13 protein-coding genes and 2 tRNA genes are annotated in these 15,085 nt (G+C 52.5%); 8 read left to right on the forward strand and 7 right to left on the reverse strand.

What is annotated here, in order from left to right:
• Positions 1 to 62 precede the first annotated feature (62 nt).
• Positions 63 to 749, forward strand: coding sequence for a hypothetical protein (locus tag QEN58_RS05370; protein WP_280106121.1), 687 nt, complete (start codon positions 63 to 65; stop codon positions 747 to 749).
• Between the two features lie 54 nt (positions 750 to 803).
• Here the strand turns inward: QEN58_RS05370 and QEN58_RS05375 are convergent, their stop codons facing one another.
• A complete protein-coding gene (locus QEN58_RS05375) occupies positions 804 to 1,736 on the reverse strand; it encodes an alpha/beta fold hydrolase (RefSeq protein WP_280106122.1) in 933 nt (310 codons plus the stop codon).
• Positions 1,737 to 1,813: 77 nt separating this feature from the next.
• A complete protein-coding gene (locus QEN58_RS05380) occupies positions 1,814 to 2,425 on the reverse strand; it encodes a TetR family transcriptional regulator (protein WP_280106123.1) in 612 nt (203 codons plus the stop codon).
• Between the two features lie 215 nt (positions 2,426 to 2,640).
• On the opposite strand from QEN58_RS05380, the gene QEN58_RS05385 reads away from it, so the two are divergent.
• Both QEN58_RS05385 and QEN58_RS05390 read left to right on the forward strand, forming a co-directional pair.
• The gene (locus tag QEN58_RS05385) at positions 2,641 to 3,672 is read left to right on the forward strand and encodes a succinylglutamate desuccinylase/aspartoacylase family protein (protein ID WP_280106124.1); all 1,032 of its coding nucleotides are present in this window, start codon (positions 2,641 to 2,643) and stop codon (positions 3,670 to 3,672) included.
• A 207-nt stretch (positions 3,673 to 3,879) separates the two neighbouring features.
• Complete coding sequence (locus QEN58_RS05390) at positions 3,880 to 5,352, forward strand: catalase (RefSeq protein WP_280106125.1); 1,473 nt, start codon at positions 3,880 to 3,882, stop codon at positions 5,350 to 5,352.
• Positions 5,353 to 5,414: 62 nt separating this feature from the next.
• Here QEN58_RS05390 and dusA read toward each other — a convergent pair whose 3' ends face one another.
• Positions 5,415 to 6,428 (reverse strand): tRNA dihydrouridine(20/20a) synthase DusA, encoded by a 1,014-nt coding sequence (dusA, locus tag QEN58_RS05395; RefSeq protein ID WP_280106126.1) that lies wholly within the window; start codon positions 6,426 to 6,428, stop codon positions 5,415 to 5,417.
• 321 nt (positions 6,429 to 6,749) lie between these two features.
• Here dusA and QEN58_RS05400 point away from each other — a divergent pair, with 321 nt between their 5' ends.
• Positions 6,750 to 7,019, forward strand: coding sequence for a hypothetical protein (locus QEN58_RS05400; RefSeq protein WP_240716112.1), 270 nt, complete (start codon positions 6,750 to 6,752; stop codon positions 7,017 to 7,019).
• A 213-nt stretch (positions 7,020 to 7,232) separates the two neighbouring features.
• On the opposite strand, the gene QEN58_RS05405 is transcribed toward QEN58_RS05400, so the two are convergent.
• A complete protein-coding gene (locus QEN58_RS05405; RefSeq protein ID WP_280106127.1) occupies positions 7,233 to 8,597 on the reverse strand; it encodes a hypothetical protein in 1,365 nt (454 codons plus the stop codon).
• Between the two features lie 114 nt (positions 8,598 to 8,711).
• Positions 8,712 to 9,518 carry a sulfite exporter TauE/SafE family protein gene (locus QEN58_RS05410; protein WP_280106128.1) on the reverse strand — a complete coding sequence of 269 codons (807 nt, stop codon included), beginning with the start codon at positions 9,516 to 9,518 and terminating at the stop codon, positions 8,712 to 8,714.
• A gap of 144 nt (positions 9,519 to 9,662) precedes the next feature.
• On the opposite strand from QEN58_RS05410, the gene QEN58_RS05415 reads away from it, so the two are divergent.
• Positions 9,663 to 10,259, forward strand: a complete 597-nt coding sequence (locus QEN58_RS05415) for a hypothetical protein (protein WP_280106129.1) — start codon at positions 9,663 to 9,665, stop codon at positions 10,257 to 10,259.
• Positions 10,260 to 10,264: 5 nt separating this feature from the next.
• Here QEN58_RS05415 and QEN58_RS05420 read toward each other — a convergent pair whose 3' ends face one another.
• Positions 10,265 to 10,789, reverse strand: coding sequence for a helix-turn-helix domain-containing protein (locus tag QEN58_RS05420; protein WP_280106130.1), 525 nt, complete (start codon positions 10,787 to 10,789; stop codon positions 10,265 to 10,267).
• A gap of 303 nt (positions 10,790 to 11,092) precedes the next feature.
• Here QEN58_RS05420 and gltX point away from each other — a divergent pair, with 303 nt between their 5' ends.
• The 3 genes from gltX (at position 11,093) to QEN58_RS05435 (ending at position 12,914) form a co-directional block, all read left to right on the forward strand.
• Positions 11,093 to 12,577 (forward strand): glutamate--tRNA ligase, encoded by a 1,485-nt coding sequence (gltX, locus tag QEN58_RS05425; protein ID WP_280106131.1) that lies wholly within the window; start codon positions 11,093 to 11,095, stop codon positions 12,575 to 12,577.
• 150 nt (positions 12,578 to 12,727) lie between these two features.
• A tRNA-Ala gene (locus QEN58_RS05430) sits at positions 12,728 to 12,803 on the forward strand.
• Between the two features lie 35 nt (positions 12,804 to 12,838).
• Positions 12,839 to 12,914 (forward strand) — tRNA-Glu (locus QEN58_RS05435).
• Between the two features lie 664 nt (positions 12,915 to 13,578).
• Here QEN58_RS05435 and gltA read toward each other — a convergent pair.
• A complete protein-coding gene (gene gltA, locus QEN58_RS05440; RefSeq protein WP_280106132.1) occupies positions 13,579 to 14,865 on the reverse strand; it encodes a citrate synthase in 1,287 nt (428 codons plus the stop codon).
• Positions 14,866 to 15,085 lie beyond the last annotated feature (220 nt).

Here is a 15,085-nt window from a genome sequence, read left to right on the forward strand (position 1 = left end):
TAACCTGGGCTAAGCTGGAAGTAACAATACATCGCCGGCTAAGTACCGGGGGAGGAGTCGCCATGAACCACTTAGTGCTCGCTGCTACGCAATTTCCAACCATTGTCTTTACGGTTCTACTCGGGCTGTTAGCCCTTTACTGGCTATTAGTGATTATCCGCTTAGCCCCCTTAGAGTTGTTTGAACGCGATAGCCTCAAAGAAGATCACATGGCCAGCACGCTGGTTTCTTTAGGTTTCGCTGGGGTGCCCGCTACGTTAGCCTTAACGGTCATTCTGACCATTGCTGCTGCACTCACACTCGCAATCGAACTACTGGTATTGCGCTGGCTGCCACTCGGCTTGATACGTATTCCGGTGGGCGTGGTGGTGCTCTGGGCCACGTTGGTGATTGCCTCACCCGTGGCGGCAATGCTCTGCCAGGCGTTGCACCGTGGGCTGCACCGTTACCGTCCCTTCACCCGGCGCTGCCTGCTAGGCCAAACGGTGGTAGTGACTGGGTATCAAGGTACGGGTGAACAGGCGTCTGCAGTGATTGATAATGAACCCAATAGCACGGTGAAGCTACTTAGCAAAAGCGATGCCCTGCCTGTGCAGGGAGAGCGCCGAGTCCTGGTGAAATACTTACCTGATGAGGGAGCCTACCGCAGCGTCTCAGAGCAGGCGTATCTTGAAACGCGAGTTCGTTTGAAAAAGCTGCGGCTAAATCACAAAAATCGCCATTCAAACCACTATTCTCCCTCTCACTGATACGTCATTGCACACAGTCGAGCCGCCGGGAAGCACGGACCTTAGACATCCCGGTTACTTCCACCAACGCCGCCACTGCTGCGCCAGCCAGTGTATTGCACGCTGCCAGCGAGTGGCTTGTTGCGTTTTATAAACGGGGGCTGGACGAGGTGCGGGAGGAGTTAAAAATTGGTGAATGGGATCAACCTGTGCGGGTATGTCCAGCATGGGTGCATGACCACAGTTAGGCACGGTAAGGGTCACAAGCTTAGGCTGTGCTTCGGCCATACGCGGCAGTGTTTCGGGGTCTAATAGCGTCGACTCCTCACCCCGTATCACCATCAACGGACAGCGAATGTTTGTCCAGTCCGCCCACATGTCTCGCGGCGTATCATGCACAAACTGTTCGCCTATACGCGGATCAAAGTGATATGTCCAACTACCATCTGGTAACCGACGTGCACTGTTGAGGGCTAGTTCGCGTTTTGCAAATTCTCCGGTAATACCGAAACTGGCGTAATGCAGGTTGAGCTCTTGCTGGAGTTCGCTAAACGTGGAAAAACGGTGGGTAACGCCGAAATAGCTGGAAAGACCAATAAGCCCCTGGGTGTTCAGCTCGGGGCCAACGTCGTTAAGAATTAGTCGAGAAATACGCGCGCTGTGCTGTGGGTCAGCAGCGATCAGCATGCCAAGCAGGCCCCCCATTGAGGTGCCCAGCCAATCAACGTATTCGAGTTCAAAGTGGTCAAGTAGCGCGATTGCAATGGTTACGTAATGGCTATAAAGGTAGTCGTGGGCAGGGAACAGCGACCAACTTGATAACCCGCGACCTGGGGTATCCGGGGCGATAATCCGCCATTCACTGCCGAGTTCCCTCGCTAGCGCGCTAAAGTCTCCACCGTGGCGGGCAAAGCCATGCCAGGCGATCAGGGTGCGGGGGGCGGTAGGGTTCCAGATGCGTACGGCCACTTCTAATTCGCGTACGCGGACAAACTCCAAGGCATCCATAGTGTACTCACACGGCTAAAACTGTAAGGCCAGTATAAGCATATTTGCTGCATTGCAGCGAGGGCGGGATTGGCTGTTTAGCGCTGCATCATGCGAATAGAAGTATCAATCAGTTCGCCACCGCGTTCACGAATCGAAAAGGCCTCGGGGTTACGCAGCCAATCGTGGAAAAGGCCGCCGAGCATTGACTGCATCAAGCGCGTTGCCACTTCCGGGCTAAGGTCTTCGCGCAGTAATTGCTGTTGTTCAGCGAGTACAAAGACATTCAGCATTTCTTCAAAACATTCGTTGCCGATCTGCTCCTGCATATCGAGCGGGTTAATATCGCTGAAGAACTCGCAGCGATGCAGCAGGATGGAGAGTATCCGCTGGTAAGAGGGCTGCTCAAGGCGCACCAAGCCCGCATGACACGCCAAGCGTATAGACTCCAGAGGTGATAGTTCAGCGTCAGCTTTGTCGACCTCATCCATCAACGACTGAAAGGGCATACGCACCTGTTCAACCAGCGCCATAAACAGATCGCCTTTGTTTTTAAAATGCCAATAAACGGCACCGCGAGTGAGGCCTGCATGGCGAGCAATTTGCTCAAGGGAAGTGCGCGCCACGCCTTTAGCAAAAAATACCTCTTCAGCAGCGTGAAGCAGGGCTTCGCGAGTAGCAGCCGCTTCCGCTTTGGTCTTTCTTGCCATGGAAATGGAACCTCATTATCGACTCAGTATGGTCACATTTTAGCCTAAGCTGCAGCACATTTACATTCAAAACTGTATGGTTAAATGAGCCATCTCATAACGTGGATTAACAAATTCGTCATTTCATGACTTAAAGCGTATAAACAGGCGGTGAGATTAGTCCATATGCGTACTCACGTCGTGAGCAAAACGGATTAAAAAACAGGATAGAAAGCATGACGCGAGCTCCTTTTCAGCTGGGCGAACATACCATTATTCCCGGCCAACGCTTACAAGTTGATGTGCCGGTGGCGCGCTTATATACCCATACGCCTCTGCATATACCTGTCGAAGTCGTTCATGGCCGCAAGGATGGCCCGGTCTTGTTGGTATGTGGCGGCATTCACGGCGATGAAATCAATGGGGTGGAAATTGTTCGTCGGGTACTGCGCGCGAAAGCGATTAGTAGTATTCGCGGCACCTTGATCGCTGTACCTGTTGTAAACGTGCTTGGTTTCTTGCAGCAAACCCGCTATTTGCCTGATCGGCGTGATCTAAATCGTTGTTTTCCAGGCAGCGAATCGGGGTCACTCGGCGCCCGTATTGCAAATCTGTTTCGCGAACAAATCGTCGATTACGCTACTCATATTATTGATCTCCATACCGGCGCAATCCATCGCACTAATCTGCCGCAAATTCGTGCGCAACTCCGTCCTGGAAGCGAAACCGAGCGCATGGCCGATGCTTTCGGTGCCCCCGTGGTGCTAAATGCGGAACTACGTGAAGGTAGCCTGCGCCACTACGCCCAGAACCGCGGGATTCCAGTGCTGACCTATGAAGCTGGCGAAGCACTGCGTTTTGACGAGTGGGCGATTGCCCCAGGGGTGCGTGGTGTGCTGCGCGTCATGCGCCGGCTAGGTATGCTGACCGGTGAACAGCGCCGCCGAACGCCAGCACCCGCCGAGCTTGCCAAAGGGTCAAGCTGGGCGCGGGCACCTATCGACGGCATTTTGCGGCCCAAGGTTCGATTAGGCGCCCGCGTTGCCAAAGGCGAGGTGCTGGGCAAAGTGGCCGACCCCTTTGGCAATGATGAGGGCGAAGTGCGTGCCGTCGCCGATGGCATTGTGATTGGCATGAGCCGTTTGCCCCTGGCCAATGAAGGCGAGGCACTGTTTCATATTGCCCGCTTTGATGAAATTGATGAGGCTGAAACGGCTGTCGAGAGCTTTAACTCAAGCTTGGTGCCGCCGCCTGATTCGTTTTATTAATGGCTTATCATAATGAAAGGCTATTGCTCTCATAGTTAAGAAATAGCTACTAAAAATGGCAAGTTAGCAGCCGTTTGACTATACCTAAGGGTGGGCTTTGTTAGCGGCTGTTAAAATGATAACAACTAAAATAGATAGCTAAGCTTTCATCGTACTCGAACGAGTGGCGATCAAACGCCACGTCTACCGTGACACGGAGGAAAAGCGATGACGAGCGATAAACCTAAGCACACCACAACGGATGCGGGCATAGGAGTCAACAGTGATGAACACTCACTCTCAGTAGGCCCCGATGGGCCGATTGTTCTGCATGATCACTATTTGATGGAGCAGATGGCTGCCTTTAACCGGGAAATGATTCCGAATCGTCAGCCCCACGCAAAAGGGAGCGGCGCCTTTGGTCACTTCCAGGTCACTCACGACGTTAGCCAATACACCAAAGCTGACTTTCTCCAGCCGGGCAAGAAAACCGAGATGTTGGCTCGTTTCTCGACGGTGGCCGGTGAGGCGGGTAGTCCGGATACTTGGCGCGATCCTCGTGGCTTCTCGTTGAAGTTCTACACCGAAGAGGGCAACTTCGACATGGTGGGTAATAATACCCCTGTGTTCTTCGTTCGCGATCCGCTCAAATTCCAGCACTTTATCCACTCACAAAAGCGCCGAGCGGATAACGGCTTGCGTGATCACGATATGCAGTGGGACTTCTGGACGCTTTCTCCGCAATCTGCACACCAAGTAACCTGGCTAATGGGCGATCGTGGTATCCCCGCCACTTGGCGCCACATGAACGGCTATTCCAGCCATACCTATATGTGGGTGAACGCTGAAGGCGAGCGCTTTTGGGTGAAGTACCACTTCAAAACTGACCAGGGCATTAAGTGCATGACCCAGGAACAGGCCGATAAGATGGCGGGCGCGGATGCCGACTACCATCGCCGTGACCTGTTCGACGCCATTAAACGTGGCGATTATCCAACCTGGACGCTGCAAGTTCAGATTATGCCGTTTGAAGATGCGAAGACCTACCACATCAACCCCTTCGATTTGACCAAGGTGTGGCCACACGCCGACTACCCGCTGCATGAAGTCGGTAAGATGACGTTGGATCGCAACCCCGTCGATTTCCACAGCCAAATCGAACAGGCAGCGTTTCAGCCTAGCAATGCGGTACCGGGTACCGGTTTCTCGCCTGATAAAATGCTGTTGGCGCGGGTAATATCCTACGCTGATGCGCACCGCGCGCGTTTAGGGGTGAACTACCAGCATATCCCCGTTAACGCGCCCAAGACCCCGGTGAACAGTTACAGCCAGGGTGGTCAGATGCGTATTAACCACTCCACCGATCCGGTTTACGCGCCTAATAGCAAAGGGGGCGCGCACGCCAACCCGGAAAGGTTCCCGGAAGATGCGGTATGGGAGACTGACGGCGAGTTGGTTCGCGCCGCCTACACGCTGCGCTCAGGCGATGGCGACTTCAACCAGGCCAATGACCTGGTCAATAAGGTAATGGATGACGCTGCCCGCGACCGATTGGTAAACAACATTGTGGGCCACGTTTCCGACGGTGTTGAAGAACCGGTGCTGTCGAGAGTATTTGAGTACTGGAAAAACGTCGACCAAACGATCGGTGAGCGTGTCGAGAAGGGCGTAATGGCGAACCGTCGGGAAAACGGTCAGTAAGCCTACGTTATGAGAAAAACGAACCCGCTACGCTTGCGTAGCGGGTTTTTTATACGACGCACTTATACAACGCACTCGGGTTCGTTCACCAAGCTAAGCGCATCATCAAATAGGCGCAATCCCGCGCCTTCTTTGTGGGCGTGTTCCGACAAATGGCGCCGAAAGCGCCTGCCGCCAGGGCAACCCTGAAACAGGCCCAGCAGGTGACGGGTAATGTGATTCAGTTTCGCGCCTTCATCCAAGCGCTGCTGAATATACGGCCGGAAAGCTATTGCGGCATCCAAGCGGCTTGCCGCCGGGCCTTTCTCGCCAAACAGCTGCTCATCGACGCCTGCCAGCATCCAAGGGTTTTGATACGCCTCACGCCCCACCATCACGCTATCCACATGGGTTAGCTGTTCACGGCACTCGGCTAGCGTTTTAATGCCGCCGTTGATGCCAATATGCAATTCAGGGCGGCTCTGCTTTAAGCGGTGAACGCGGGGGTAGTTAAGCGGTGGCACATCGCGGTTCTGCTTGGGCGACAAACCCTGCAGCCATGCTTTACGGGCGTGAACGGTAAACACTTCACAGCCTGCGTCAGCAACGATAGCGATAAAGCGCTCAAGGTCGGCGTCTTCATCCTGGTCATCGATGCCAATACGGCACTTCACCGTGACCGGAATCGACACCGCCGCCTGCATCGCCCTCACGGCATCGGCCACCTTTTCGGGGTAACCCATCAAGCACGCGCCAATCATATTGTTCTGCACGCGGTCGCTCGGGCAACCCACGTTCAGGTTCACCTCATCATAGCCCCACGCCTCAGCAATCGCCGCGCACTCCGCCAGCTCACCGGCATCGCTACCGCCCAACTGCAGCGCCAGCGGATGCTCCACCTCGTTATAGCCCAAAAAGCGCTCACGGGGCGTCCCGTGCAGAATCGCACCGGTCGTCACCATCTCGGTATACAGCAGCGTTCGCTTGGTTAAGGTGCGAGCAAATGCTCTGTAGTCCTTTGTAGTCCATTCCATCATGGGCGCAACCGAAAAAAGCCGGCCCCGATCTGCACTATTTTCTTTAGATAAATTAGTCATTTAATAAAACAGTTGGCTGCGATGAAGGCCGCCATATTGCCTCTTAAAACCGTAATTAACGCACCTGATGTGCCCAGCAGCGGTAGTGACTGAAGCCTCAAAAAACCGGGTACACCTTGAAAGCTTTCTCACAGGTAGCGTGTTGTATGGGCGCCATTGTACGGAAGAAAGGGGGCGCCGCACATAGCAGGGTATATGCCACAGCGCCGTGATTGGGCGAGCATAAATGAAATTCTTTGCTACGCTGGGGGTGTCGCCATGAAGGAGGCGGCTACGGCCCCTGGTTTCTGGGGCAATTTCATTGGATGAATGAGGTGCCACATGGCTAATTTTACACAAACGAACATGAGCCTGGATCACTACGATTGGGACGCAGCTCCTAGCGATGATCCACGCGTAACGGGTGAGCCTGACAGCACGCTATTTAATCGCCAGCAGGGTTACGAAGTGCTTTATATGCTGAACACGGTGTTGTCCGCTTCCGCTCCCATCACGGCGCTTCACAAGGGTGAAGAGATGATCCGTGATGAGTTGCCGAGCGATACACGCGAGCAGTTGGACGTAAAAAAGTGGCTTGATCAACGCCTGTAATCGACTGATCGCAGCAGCGTGCAGGTTAATGCTCAATAGATGCAAAGTGCCCCGGTCATAAAAGATGGCTGGGGCATTTTTTGGCTACGCCGCTGTCGGCGATGGCAATGGGCAGACCAACGGCGGCTGATGTATCAAACGCACAGGCAAAAGCCTTTTGTTAGCGTAAGACTTCGGCCTATGTAAGGCTGGGGGGATTTCGGTGAAAGCTGGTTAATCATCATCAGGCTTTGTTAGCTGCGCTTCTGTTTCTTCTTCAGGGTCTTCTTCAACGTGCTTAACACGTGGCGCTGGGGCTACCCAGGCTTTCAGGTATTGGCCTGCATAGCGATAGAAGTCTGGAACAATTTTTTCAAGATGCTCAATGAAAACGCGGTTGCCTGAGAATTTTCCGCCCAAGTCGAGTGATGTAAATACTTCAAAGTAAACAGGCAGTGAGTCTGTGTTTTCTGCATCTAAAATAACTGGGTTTTGGCGTACTTCTTCAAGAGGCTTATCGGTATCCATGGCTTGTCCTTTGCGGATAGCCTTTACTCTAATTGCTGGCCCCTTTTCGCTAGTAGGTAATTGGCGGGTGAGCCAATTGATTTTTGCTGAGCTGCTTTTCTTATCTTTAGGTGCTTCAAGCCGCATGCTGCATGTGATCGATTTTCGCGCAATATCGACGGTGACCAGCAGGTCCGCAGCAGCATTAGGAATGGCAATGGTGCTGGAGAGAAGCTGCTCTGAAGCTAGTTTGTCACAATCATCAGTAAGGCGCTGCTTAGGGTCATTACGGTGAGTTCGAGGAAGCTTAACTTCGACTTTTTCTCCGACCAACGGCCACATTTGAAGGCAAAGCTCACGCTGTTCCTGGTGCCAACTACTGACTGTCTTTAATACCTCATCAGAGTTTTTGTTAAGTTTGGAGTTGTTAAAGGCGCTTTGTACCACCGTCTTCCACTCGGCGTTCATGCTGGTAAAGCCAGTCTTCCCACTACTTGGATCTTCTAAATATTTCACCACTTCATGCAGAATAAACCTTTGATCCTGGCTTTCTATTTTGTCCTGAGTTAAGAGCAGCTGAGCCATCGTAACGATGTATGTCCATGACCAGTGAAAAATCTCAACCGAGCGCAAGTTCTTCTTGGGAATGGAAACGGGATGGTGGGTTGGTAACGCTACAAACTGGTTGGTGATGGTGATAACAGCATCAATGCCGTGTTCTTTGGCTTGCTTGATGTATTTTAGTAGCTGCTCTTCTCCGACGGTCTCACTTCCTACTTTTGCTTCGATCAGTGCATGCCATTTTTTACGTCCCGTATCTAGGACAATAAGGCCATCAGGTCTGTCGTCGGGACCCTTTTTTTTGGCTAGGGTTTCGTCTTTGAAAACGACTTCAGTCCAGGCTTCAAGCTTTGTACGCGCTCCAACACGCAAGTTGATCGATTGAAGCATTGCTTTACGAAACTCGTATACCGACATGAGCGCTGCCAACAGTATAGAGGTTGCTCGTTCCTCTTTTTTACTGTCAGCCAGAGTGGGGATTAAACGGGCATATTTACCTTGTGATGTGTAATCGGGACGAGTTTCGCTCATGTGGACTCCTGAATTGTTTTTGGTTAATCAATCCACAAGAGCGAAATTTACTTTGAATGTCAATCGTAAGCTTTAAACGTGAAGGCCGTCCCATAGGCGTGCGCACGAAATAGCTCACGCCGTAAACACTGCATACACCATTTGCAGTGCCAACCCCATCAGCATAAAAGCGAATACCCGTTTGAGGAGATTTATGGGTAGCCTATGCGCTAACTTTGCCCCGATGGGGGCGGTAAGAATACTGAAGGGCGCCATGAGTAGTAGGGCGGGCAGGTAAACGTAGCCGAGCGCCGCACTGGGCAGGCCTTGGGTAGACCAGCCGTTGATGATGTAGCCAAGCGCCCCGGCGATGGCGATGGGTAGCCCTACGGCTGCGGAGGTGCCGATTGCGCGGGGTAGCTTGACGTTGCACCAAGTGAGGAAGGGCACTGTTAGTGATCCACCGCCAATGGCGACGAGCGCGGAAATACCGCCGATGCCCAGGCCCACACCGCTGACGCCGATAGGGCCGGGAAGGCCGCGGCTCGGTTTAGGCTTGATGTTAGCCAGCATCTGGAGCGACATTAACACCATAAAGCAGGCGAAAAAGATGGCTAGGCCGCGGGTGGGAATCAGCGCAGCGATAAAGGTCGCCAAAAAAGTGCCGATTAATATGCCAGGGGTAATAAAGCGCACGATGTCCCAGCGAACGGCGCCGTGCCGGTGGTGGGAGAACAAGCTAGCGGTAGAGGCGGGAATGATGGCCGCCATGGCGGTGCCTAAGGCCAAGTGGGCAAGGTGCTCGTGGGGGACGCCTTGGAGTACAAAAAGGGAGGTGAGAATCGGCACCATAATGCCGCCACCGCCAATCCCCAATAAGCCTGCCATCAAACCTACAAAACCGCCCAGTGCTACATAGGCCAACCACCAAATGATGTCCAAAGCCGCTGCTCCTAAAATGTCTTGTTAGCATGATAATCATATTGTACCGGAAGCGTCGCCTGCAGCGGAGTCAAAACAAGTATTCCACTGTGGTAGCAGCTATGCAGTGGTAAGCTGCAGAACAAGTAATATTTCGGAGTGTGTATGCGCAATGTAATAAGCAGTGTTGGCGTGTTGATGATATCCGTTGCGCTACTGGCGGGCTGTGGCGAATCAGACGAGCCGAGTGAATCGGTGTCAGCCGCAGAACAAACGTCAGCCCCTGAGCCGACAGCTGCCGAGCCAGAAGTTGCCGAGGCGGAAGACGTTGAGCCGCTTATCGTCGAGATAACGGCGCATGTATCGCTGCGCAGCGATCGACGTTTAATGGTCGAGGGCGAAAGCAATTTACCTGACGAAACGTTAGTGCAGATTATTGTCGAACGCGAGATTAGCAGTGTGCGTTGGCGGGAGAGGACACGTGTAGCAGATGGAGTGTTTGCAGCGGGGCCATTTGGCCCTGGCAGTGGCTTACCCGATGGCGGCTATATAGTGCAGGTTGAGGTTTCCGAAGGCAGCGTGCAGCCGGAAGATGTTCAGGCGCGTATTGGCCACGAGGGCCAGCACCTGGCAGGAGAGCTGGTAAGCCAATCCCGCCATGGGCTGGGCCAAGTGGCCACCTACTCACGACGCTTCTTGGTGGGGAGTGAACCAAGGCAAACGCGTGACCAGGTGGAGGTGCTAGAGAGTCCGGGGAGGTAGACGCTTTAGGCAGGATGCCAATGGGCTAACAGTATTGCATGAATCGAAGTATCGCTTGGGGCTTTGACGAAGTGCTCAATGACGAAACGATCGTCGCGTTGCACTACATAGTGGCCCGCTTTGTGAAACACATGAGTCGGCCCGAGCAGCAGCAGGTCACCAGCGTTAACTGGCGAAAAATCTGTGCCTTTGCCCGGTGTTGCCATAACGCACGGTGCTTTCCAGTCAATGTTCAGCGGGAGATGACTGGGTACTTTAATGGTCGTTGCCTGTACCTGTTCCCAAGGGAGGGGGCCAGTGTGGGTCAACGTCAATAGCTCGGGGGCGCTATCACCTTCCAATAGAGTTGCTAGGGAGCAGTCGAGGGCATCAGCGAGCGCAACAAGTCGTTCGTGACCGATCTGTTTGATCGCCCCAGACTCCCAATAAGAAATGGTGACATCTGACACGCCAACTTTGCGTGCAAGGGCAGCCTTATTGAGCTTGGCCCTAAGCCGCAGTTGCTTGATACGTGAGCCTAGCGATTCCATTTCGTCTTCCTGATAATGAGCTTACAAGCTCGTTGAATGTCTTCCACTATAATAATTTTCTCTACTATAGATAGTGGTGCTTTGAACATACTTTATTGGTCTGTCTCAAGCTTGGGGTATGCGCCCAAGGTGTTGCTGCAGAGCCATACTAAGCGATTGTGCTTTAGCGCGCATTAGTGGACAAATAACGTTGAGTTAATTTCTCCGACGCTTTCCTCCGCTAGTTGTTCCCTGCGTGACGCTGTTGGTTGCGCCTAAGGTGCGTATAATATCGCCATGCATTTTTGCCAATAGGACGTTTTCATGACTGTACGTACTCGCATCGCACCTTCTCCCACGGGAGACCCCCACGTTGGTACGGCTTACATCGCGCTTTTTAATCTATGTTTTGCACGTCAGCATGGCGGCCAGTTTATTCTCCGTATTGAAGACACCGACCGGGTGCGTTCGACGCCTGAATCCGAACAGATGATTCTCGATTCATTGAGTTGGCTGGGTCTTGAGTGGGATGAAGGCCCCGATGTGGGTGGTCCGTATGGCCCTTATCGGCAGAGTGAGCGTGGCGATATTTATGCCCAGTACGCCCAGCAGCTGTTGGATGCTGGACATGCGTTTAAGTGTTATCGCACCAGTGAAGAGCTGGATGAGCTGCGTGAAACTCGCAAAGCCGCTGGCCTGCACTTAGCTTTAAAGCCCGCTGATTTGGCGCTGGATAGCCAAGAGCAAGCACGCCGTGAACAGGAAGGCTGGCCTTACGTGGTGCGCATGAACGTGCCCGCCGAAGGTGTTTGTGTGGTCAATGACATGTTGCGCGGTACGATTGAAGTCGAATGGGCGCAGGTGGACGCGCAAATACTGCTTAAATCAGACGGTATGCCCACTTATCATCTAGCCAATGTGGTCGACGATCATCTCATGGCGATTACTCATGTACTGCGTGGGGAAGAGTGGATTAACTCAGCACCAAAGCACCAACTGCTATATGAGTATTTTGGTTGGGAGATGCCGCAGCTTTGCCATATGCCGCTGCTGCGCAACCCGGACAAGTCCAAACTTTCTAAGCGCAAAAACCCGACCTCCATCAATTACTATCGTCGGATGGGTTTTTTACCCCAGGCCGTTACCAACTATTTGGGACGGATGGGGTGGTCGATGCCCGATGAGCGCGAGAAATTCAGCCTCCAGGAAATGATGGCGGAATTCGATGTTCAGCGTGTTTCGTTAGGTGGCCCGGTATTTGACCTGGAGAAGCTGACGTGGCTGAACGGTGTTTATATCCGTGAAGATCTGGACGACGATGCACTGTTGAGCGCACTGCGCGATTGGGCCTTCAATGAAGCCTATGTGAAGCAGATACTGCCGCAGGTAAGGCCGCGGGTAGAAACGCTATCCCAGGTAATGCCGCTGGCAGGGCACTTCTTCTCGGGCCTTCCGACGCTAACAAAAGAATCATTTGAAAGCGTGAAGCTTGAGGAAGAAGAGCTGGTCAAGCTGCTTCAGTTCCTTGTCTGGCGGTTCGAGGGCGTTACGGCTTGGAATAAAGAGGCGCTGCTGAACGAAGTTAAGCTGCTGGCCGAGCATTTTGAATTAAAAATGAAAGTGTTCCTGGCGCCAGTATTTATTGCCATTACCGGCAGTACGTCCAGTACCTCCGTGATGGACGCCATGGCGATTCTGGGTTCAGACGTTACCCGGGCACGCCTGCGCAGTGCAATAGAGGTCTTAGGCGGCGTTTCTAAAAAACAGGCGAAGCGCTTTGAAAAGGAGTACCGGGAAATAGCTCCGTGAAGAAATAGCTTCGTGAAATAGTTTAGTAAAACCAGCTAACCACAATTGATATAGCATTAGCGCCAATTTCTTATCTTTAGGGAATTGGCGTTTTTCATGTTGACGAAGGTCAGCGGAATCAGTATTATACGCTCCGTCTTCGCGACATGTGGGGCCTTAGCTCAGCTGGGAGAGCGCAACACTGGCAGTGTTGAGGTCAGCGGTTCGATCCCGCTAGGCTCCACCAATCAGTAATCGCTTTCGCGAAGCGGCTCGATATACGTCCCATTCGTCTAGTGGTCTAGGACACCGCCCTTTCACGGCGGTAACAGGGGTTCGAACCCCCTATGGGACGCCAAAACTTCAGTACCCTTCCTAAACGTTTATTTCTCTAGCAATGAGCTCTCTCATCTGCTGGTTTTTTGTATTCCTGACGTTCACAAAAAAGCTACAAATCGACATTTTTTGGACGATTTTGTGCTTGACTTGTCCACTTTTGTTAATCTGCTTTTAAGGTTGTGCACAACCCCTTGTTGTTGACGCAAAAAATCTTTAACAGAACTTAAGTTGTTTAAAAACAGTCACTTATGGTAGATCAAAAAATAACCAATTTAAGGCTGACCCACTGCCCATGGCGATTTCGGGACGTTTTAAAGTGGTTGTGAACAGGGTTATCCACAGATAGTGTGGAAAACCCTGTTCAATACCTCAAGGCAGAAAAGTCAAGTGTTATTAGGGCCTGCTTAGGCGTTTTTAATGGTCGCGATATAGGCGAAAGAGTGATTCAAAAGGTAGTAGGTAAAGCGCTATCAAGCGGAGCCATCGGCTGACGGCTCTGCTATTGCATCGGGAGGTCAGTGAGGCCAAAGGGTGGCTTGGTAGGTAGCGAGCTGGCTAAGGGCATCTGAGGTGCAGTAGCATGATCGTTGGTGTGGCGCGTTGATGGCCCAAGAGGCAGAGGGTTACTCAGCCATACGCAAAAGGCCACCCGAAGGTGGCCTTTGATCATGCGGGGTATTGATTTATTTTTTCGGGTAGTCGCGCTGGTCGTGACCAATGTAAAGCTGACGCGGACGGCCGATTTTATAGCTTTCGCTAAGCATCTCATTCCAATGAGAGATCCAGCCAATGGTGCGAGATACCGCGAAGATCACGGTAAACATATTGGTTGGGATGCCCATCGCTTTCAGGATGATGCCCGAATAGAAGTCTACGTTCGGGTATAGCTTACGCTCGATGAAGTACTCGTCTTCGAGGGCAATCTGCTCAAGACGCTTGGCGATTTTAAGCTGCGGATCGTCGGCCATGCCGAGTTCTGCAAGTACTTCGTCGCAGGTCTCTTTCATTACCTTGGCGCGCGGATCGAAGTTGCGATATACGCGGTGTCCAAAGCCCATTAGCTTAAACCCGTCATCTTTATCCTTGGCTTTATCGACAAAGCGCTGAATATTCTCTTCGGAGTCATCGCCAATTTCGTCAAGCATGGCCAGCACAGCTTCGTTAGCGCCACCGTGAGCGGGGCCCCAAAGTGCCGCGATACCTGCACTGATGCAGGCGAACGGGTTAGCCCCCGTGGAGCCTGCCAGGCGTACCGTCGAGGTAGAGGCGTTCTGCTCGTGATCCGCATGCAACATAAAGATGCGGTCCATGGCTTTCGCGTATACCGGATTGATTTTGTACTCTTCGCACGGGTTGCTGAACATCATGTAGAGGAAGTTCTCTGCATAGCTCAGGTCGTTGCGCGGGTAGTTGAACGGTTGGCCGACATTGTATTTGTGCGACATCGCCGCCAAAGTAGGCATTTTGGCAATCAGCCGAATAGCGCTGATCTCACGATCTTCCTCTTTAGTAATGTCCATGTGGTCATGGTAGAAGGCTGCTAAACCACCCACTACGCCGCATAGGATAGACATCGGGTGCGCATCGCGGCGGAACCCTTTAAAGAAGTTGTTAATCTGGTCGTGAACCATGGTGTGGTTACGAATGCGCGATTCAAAATCCGCGTACTGCTCGTCGTTGGGTAGCTCACCAAACAGAAGGGTGTAGCACACTTCAACGAAGTTAGACTCTTTGGCCAGTTGATCAATCGGGTAGCCGCGGTGTAGCAGCACGCCCTTGCCACCATCAATATAAGTGATGGCAGACTGGCAGGAAGAGGTGGCCATAAAGCCGGGGTCGTAGGTGAACAGGCCTTCTGCGCCTAAGCCGCGCACGTCGATGACGTCAGGGCCAAGTGTGCCAGAGTACATCGGTAGATCGATCGGGTTATCCAGACCGTCTACCGTTAATGTCGCTTTCCTGTCAGCCATGCTGGCCTCCTTTCGAATTCGGGTTGGGACGTAAAGTCATTGCTGCGCATACCGCGCCGGCGAAAAGGCTTGCCCACTATAGAAGCGTGCGACATTTTGTCAATTAGCCTAAACGCTAGCCGTAGATTGTACAGGTGTTGTTGTTATGAATAGTTTTTGTATATGATGAAAAAGCCTACATTATGGCGAAACGCCAGAAGATTGACGATAGGCTAATATG

Source organism: Halomonas alkaliantarctica (genome assembly GCF_029854215.1).
GTDB classification, from domain to species: Bacteria; Pseudomonadota; Gammaproteobacteria; order Pseudomonadales; family Halomonadaceae; genus Vreelandella; species Vreelandella alkaliantarctica_A.

Bases quoted from the DNA above. Each gene is read 5' to 3' on its own strand.
- QEN58_RS05405 (WP_280106127.1), bottom strand. From the start codon at position 8,597: ATGAGCGAAACTCGTCCCGATTACACATCACAAGGTAAATATGCCCGT.
- QEN58_RS05380 (WP_280106123.1), bottom strand. From the start codon at position 2,425: ATGGCAAGAAAGACCAAAGCGGAAGCGGCTGCTACTCGCGAAGCCCTG.
- QEN58_RS05390 (WP_280106125.1), top strand. From the start codon at position 3,880: ATGACGAGCGATAAACCTAAGCACACCACAACGGATGCGGGCATAGGA.
- QEN58_RS05415 (WP_280106129.1), top strand. From the start codon at position 9,663: ATGCGCAATGTAATAAGCAGTGTTGGCGTGTTGATGATATCCGTTGCG.
- gltX (WP_280106131.1), top strand. From the start codon at position 11,093: ATGACTGTACGTACTCGCATCGCACCTTCTCCCACGGGAGACCCCCAC.
- QEN58_RS05370 (WP_280106121.1), top strand. From the start codon at position 63: ATGAACCACTTAGTGCTCGCTGCTACGCAATTTCCAACCATTGTCTTT.
- QEN58_RS05375 (WP_280106122.1), bottom strand. From the start codon at position 1,736: ATGGATGCCTTGGAGTTTGTCCGCGTACGCGAATTAGAAGTGGCCGTA.
- QEN58_RS05385 (WP_280106124.1), top strand. From the start codon at position 2,641: ATGACGCGAGCTCCTTTTCAGCTGGGCGAACATACCATTATTCCCGGC.
- gltA (WP_280106132.1), bottom strand. From the start codon at position 14,865: ATGGCTGACAGGAAAGCGACATTAACGGTAGACGGTCTGGATAACCCG.
- QEN58_RS05420 (WP_280106130.1), bottom strand. From the start codon at position 10,789: ATGGAATCGCTAGGCTCACGTATCAAGCAACTGCGGCTTAGGGCCAAG.
- dusA (WP_280106126.1), bottom strand. From the start codon at position 6,428: ATGACTAATTTATCTAAAGAAAATAGTGCAGATCGGGGCCGGCTTTTT.
- QEN58_RS05400 (WP_240716112.1), top strand. From the start codon at position 6,750: ATGGCTAATTTTACACAAACGAACATGAGCCTGGATCACTACGATTGG.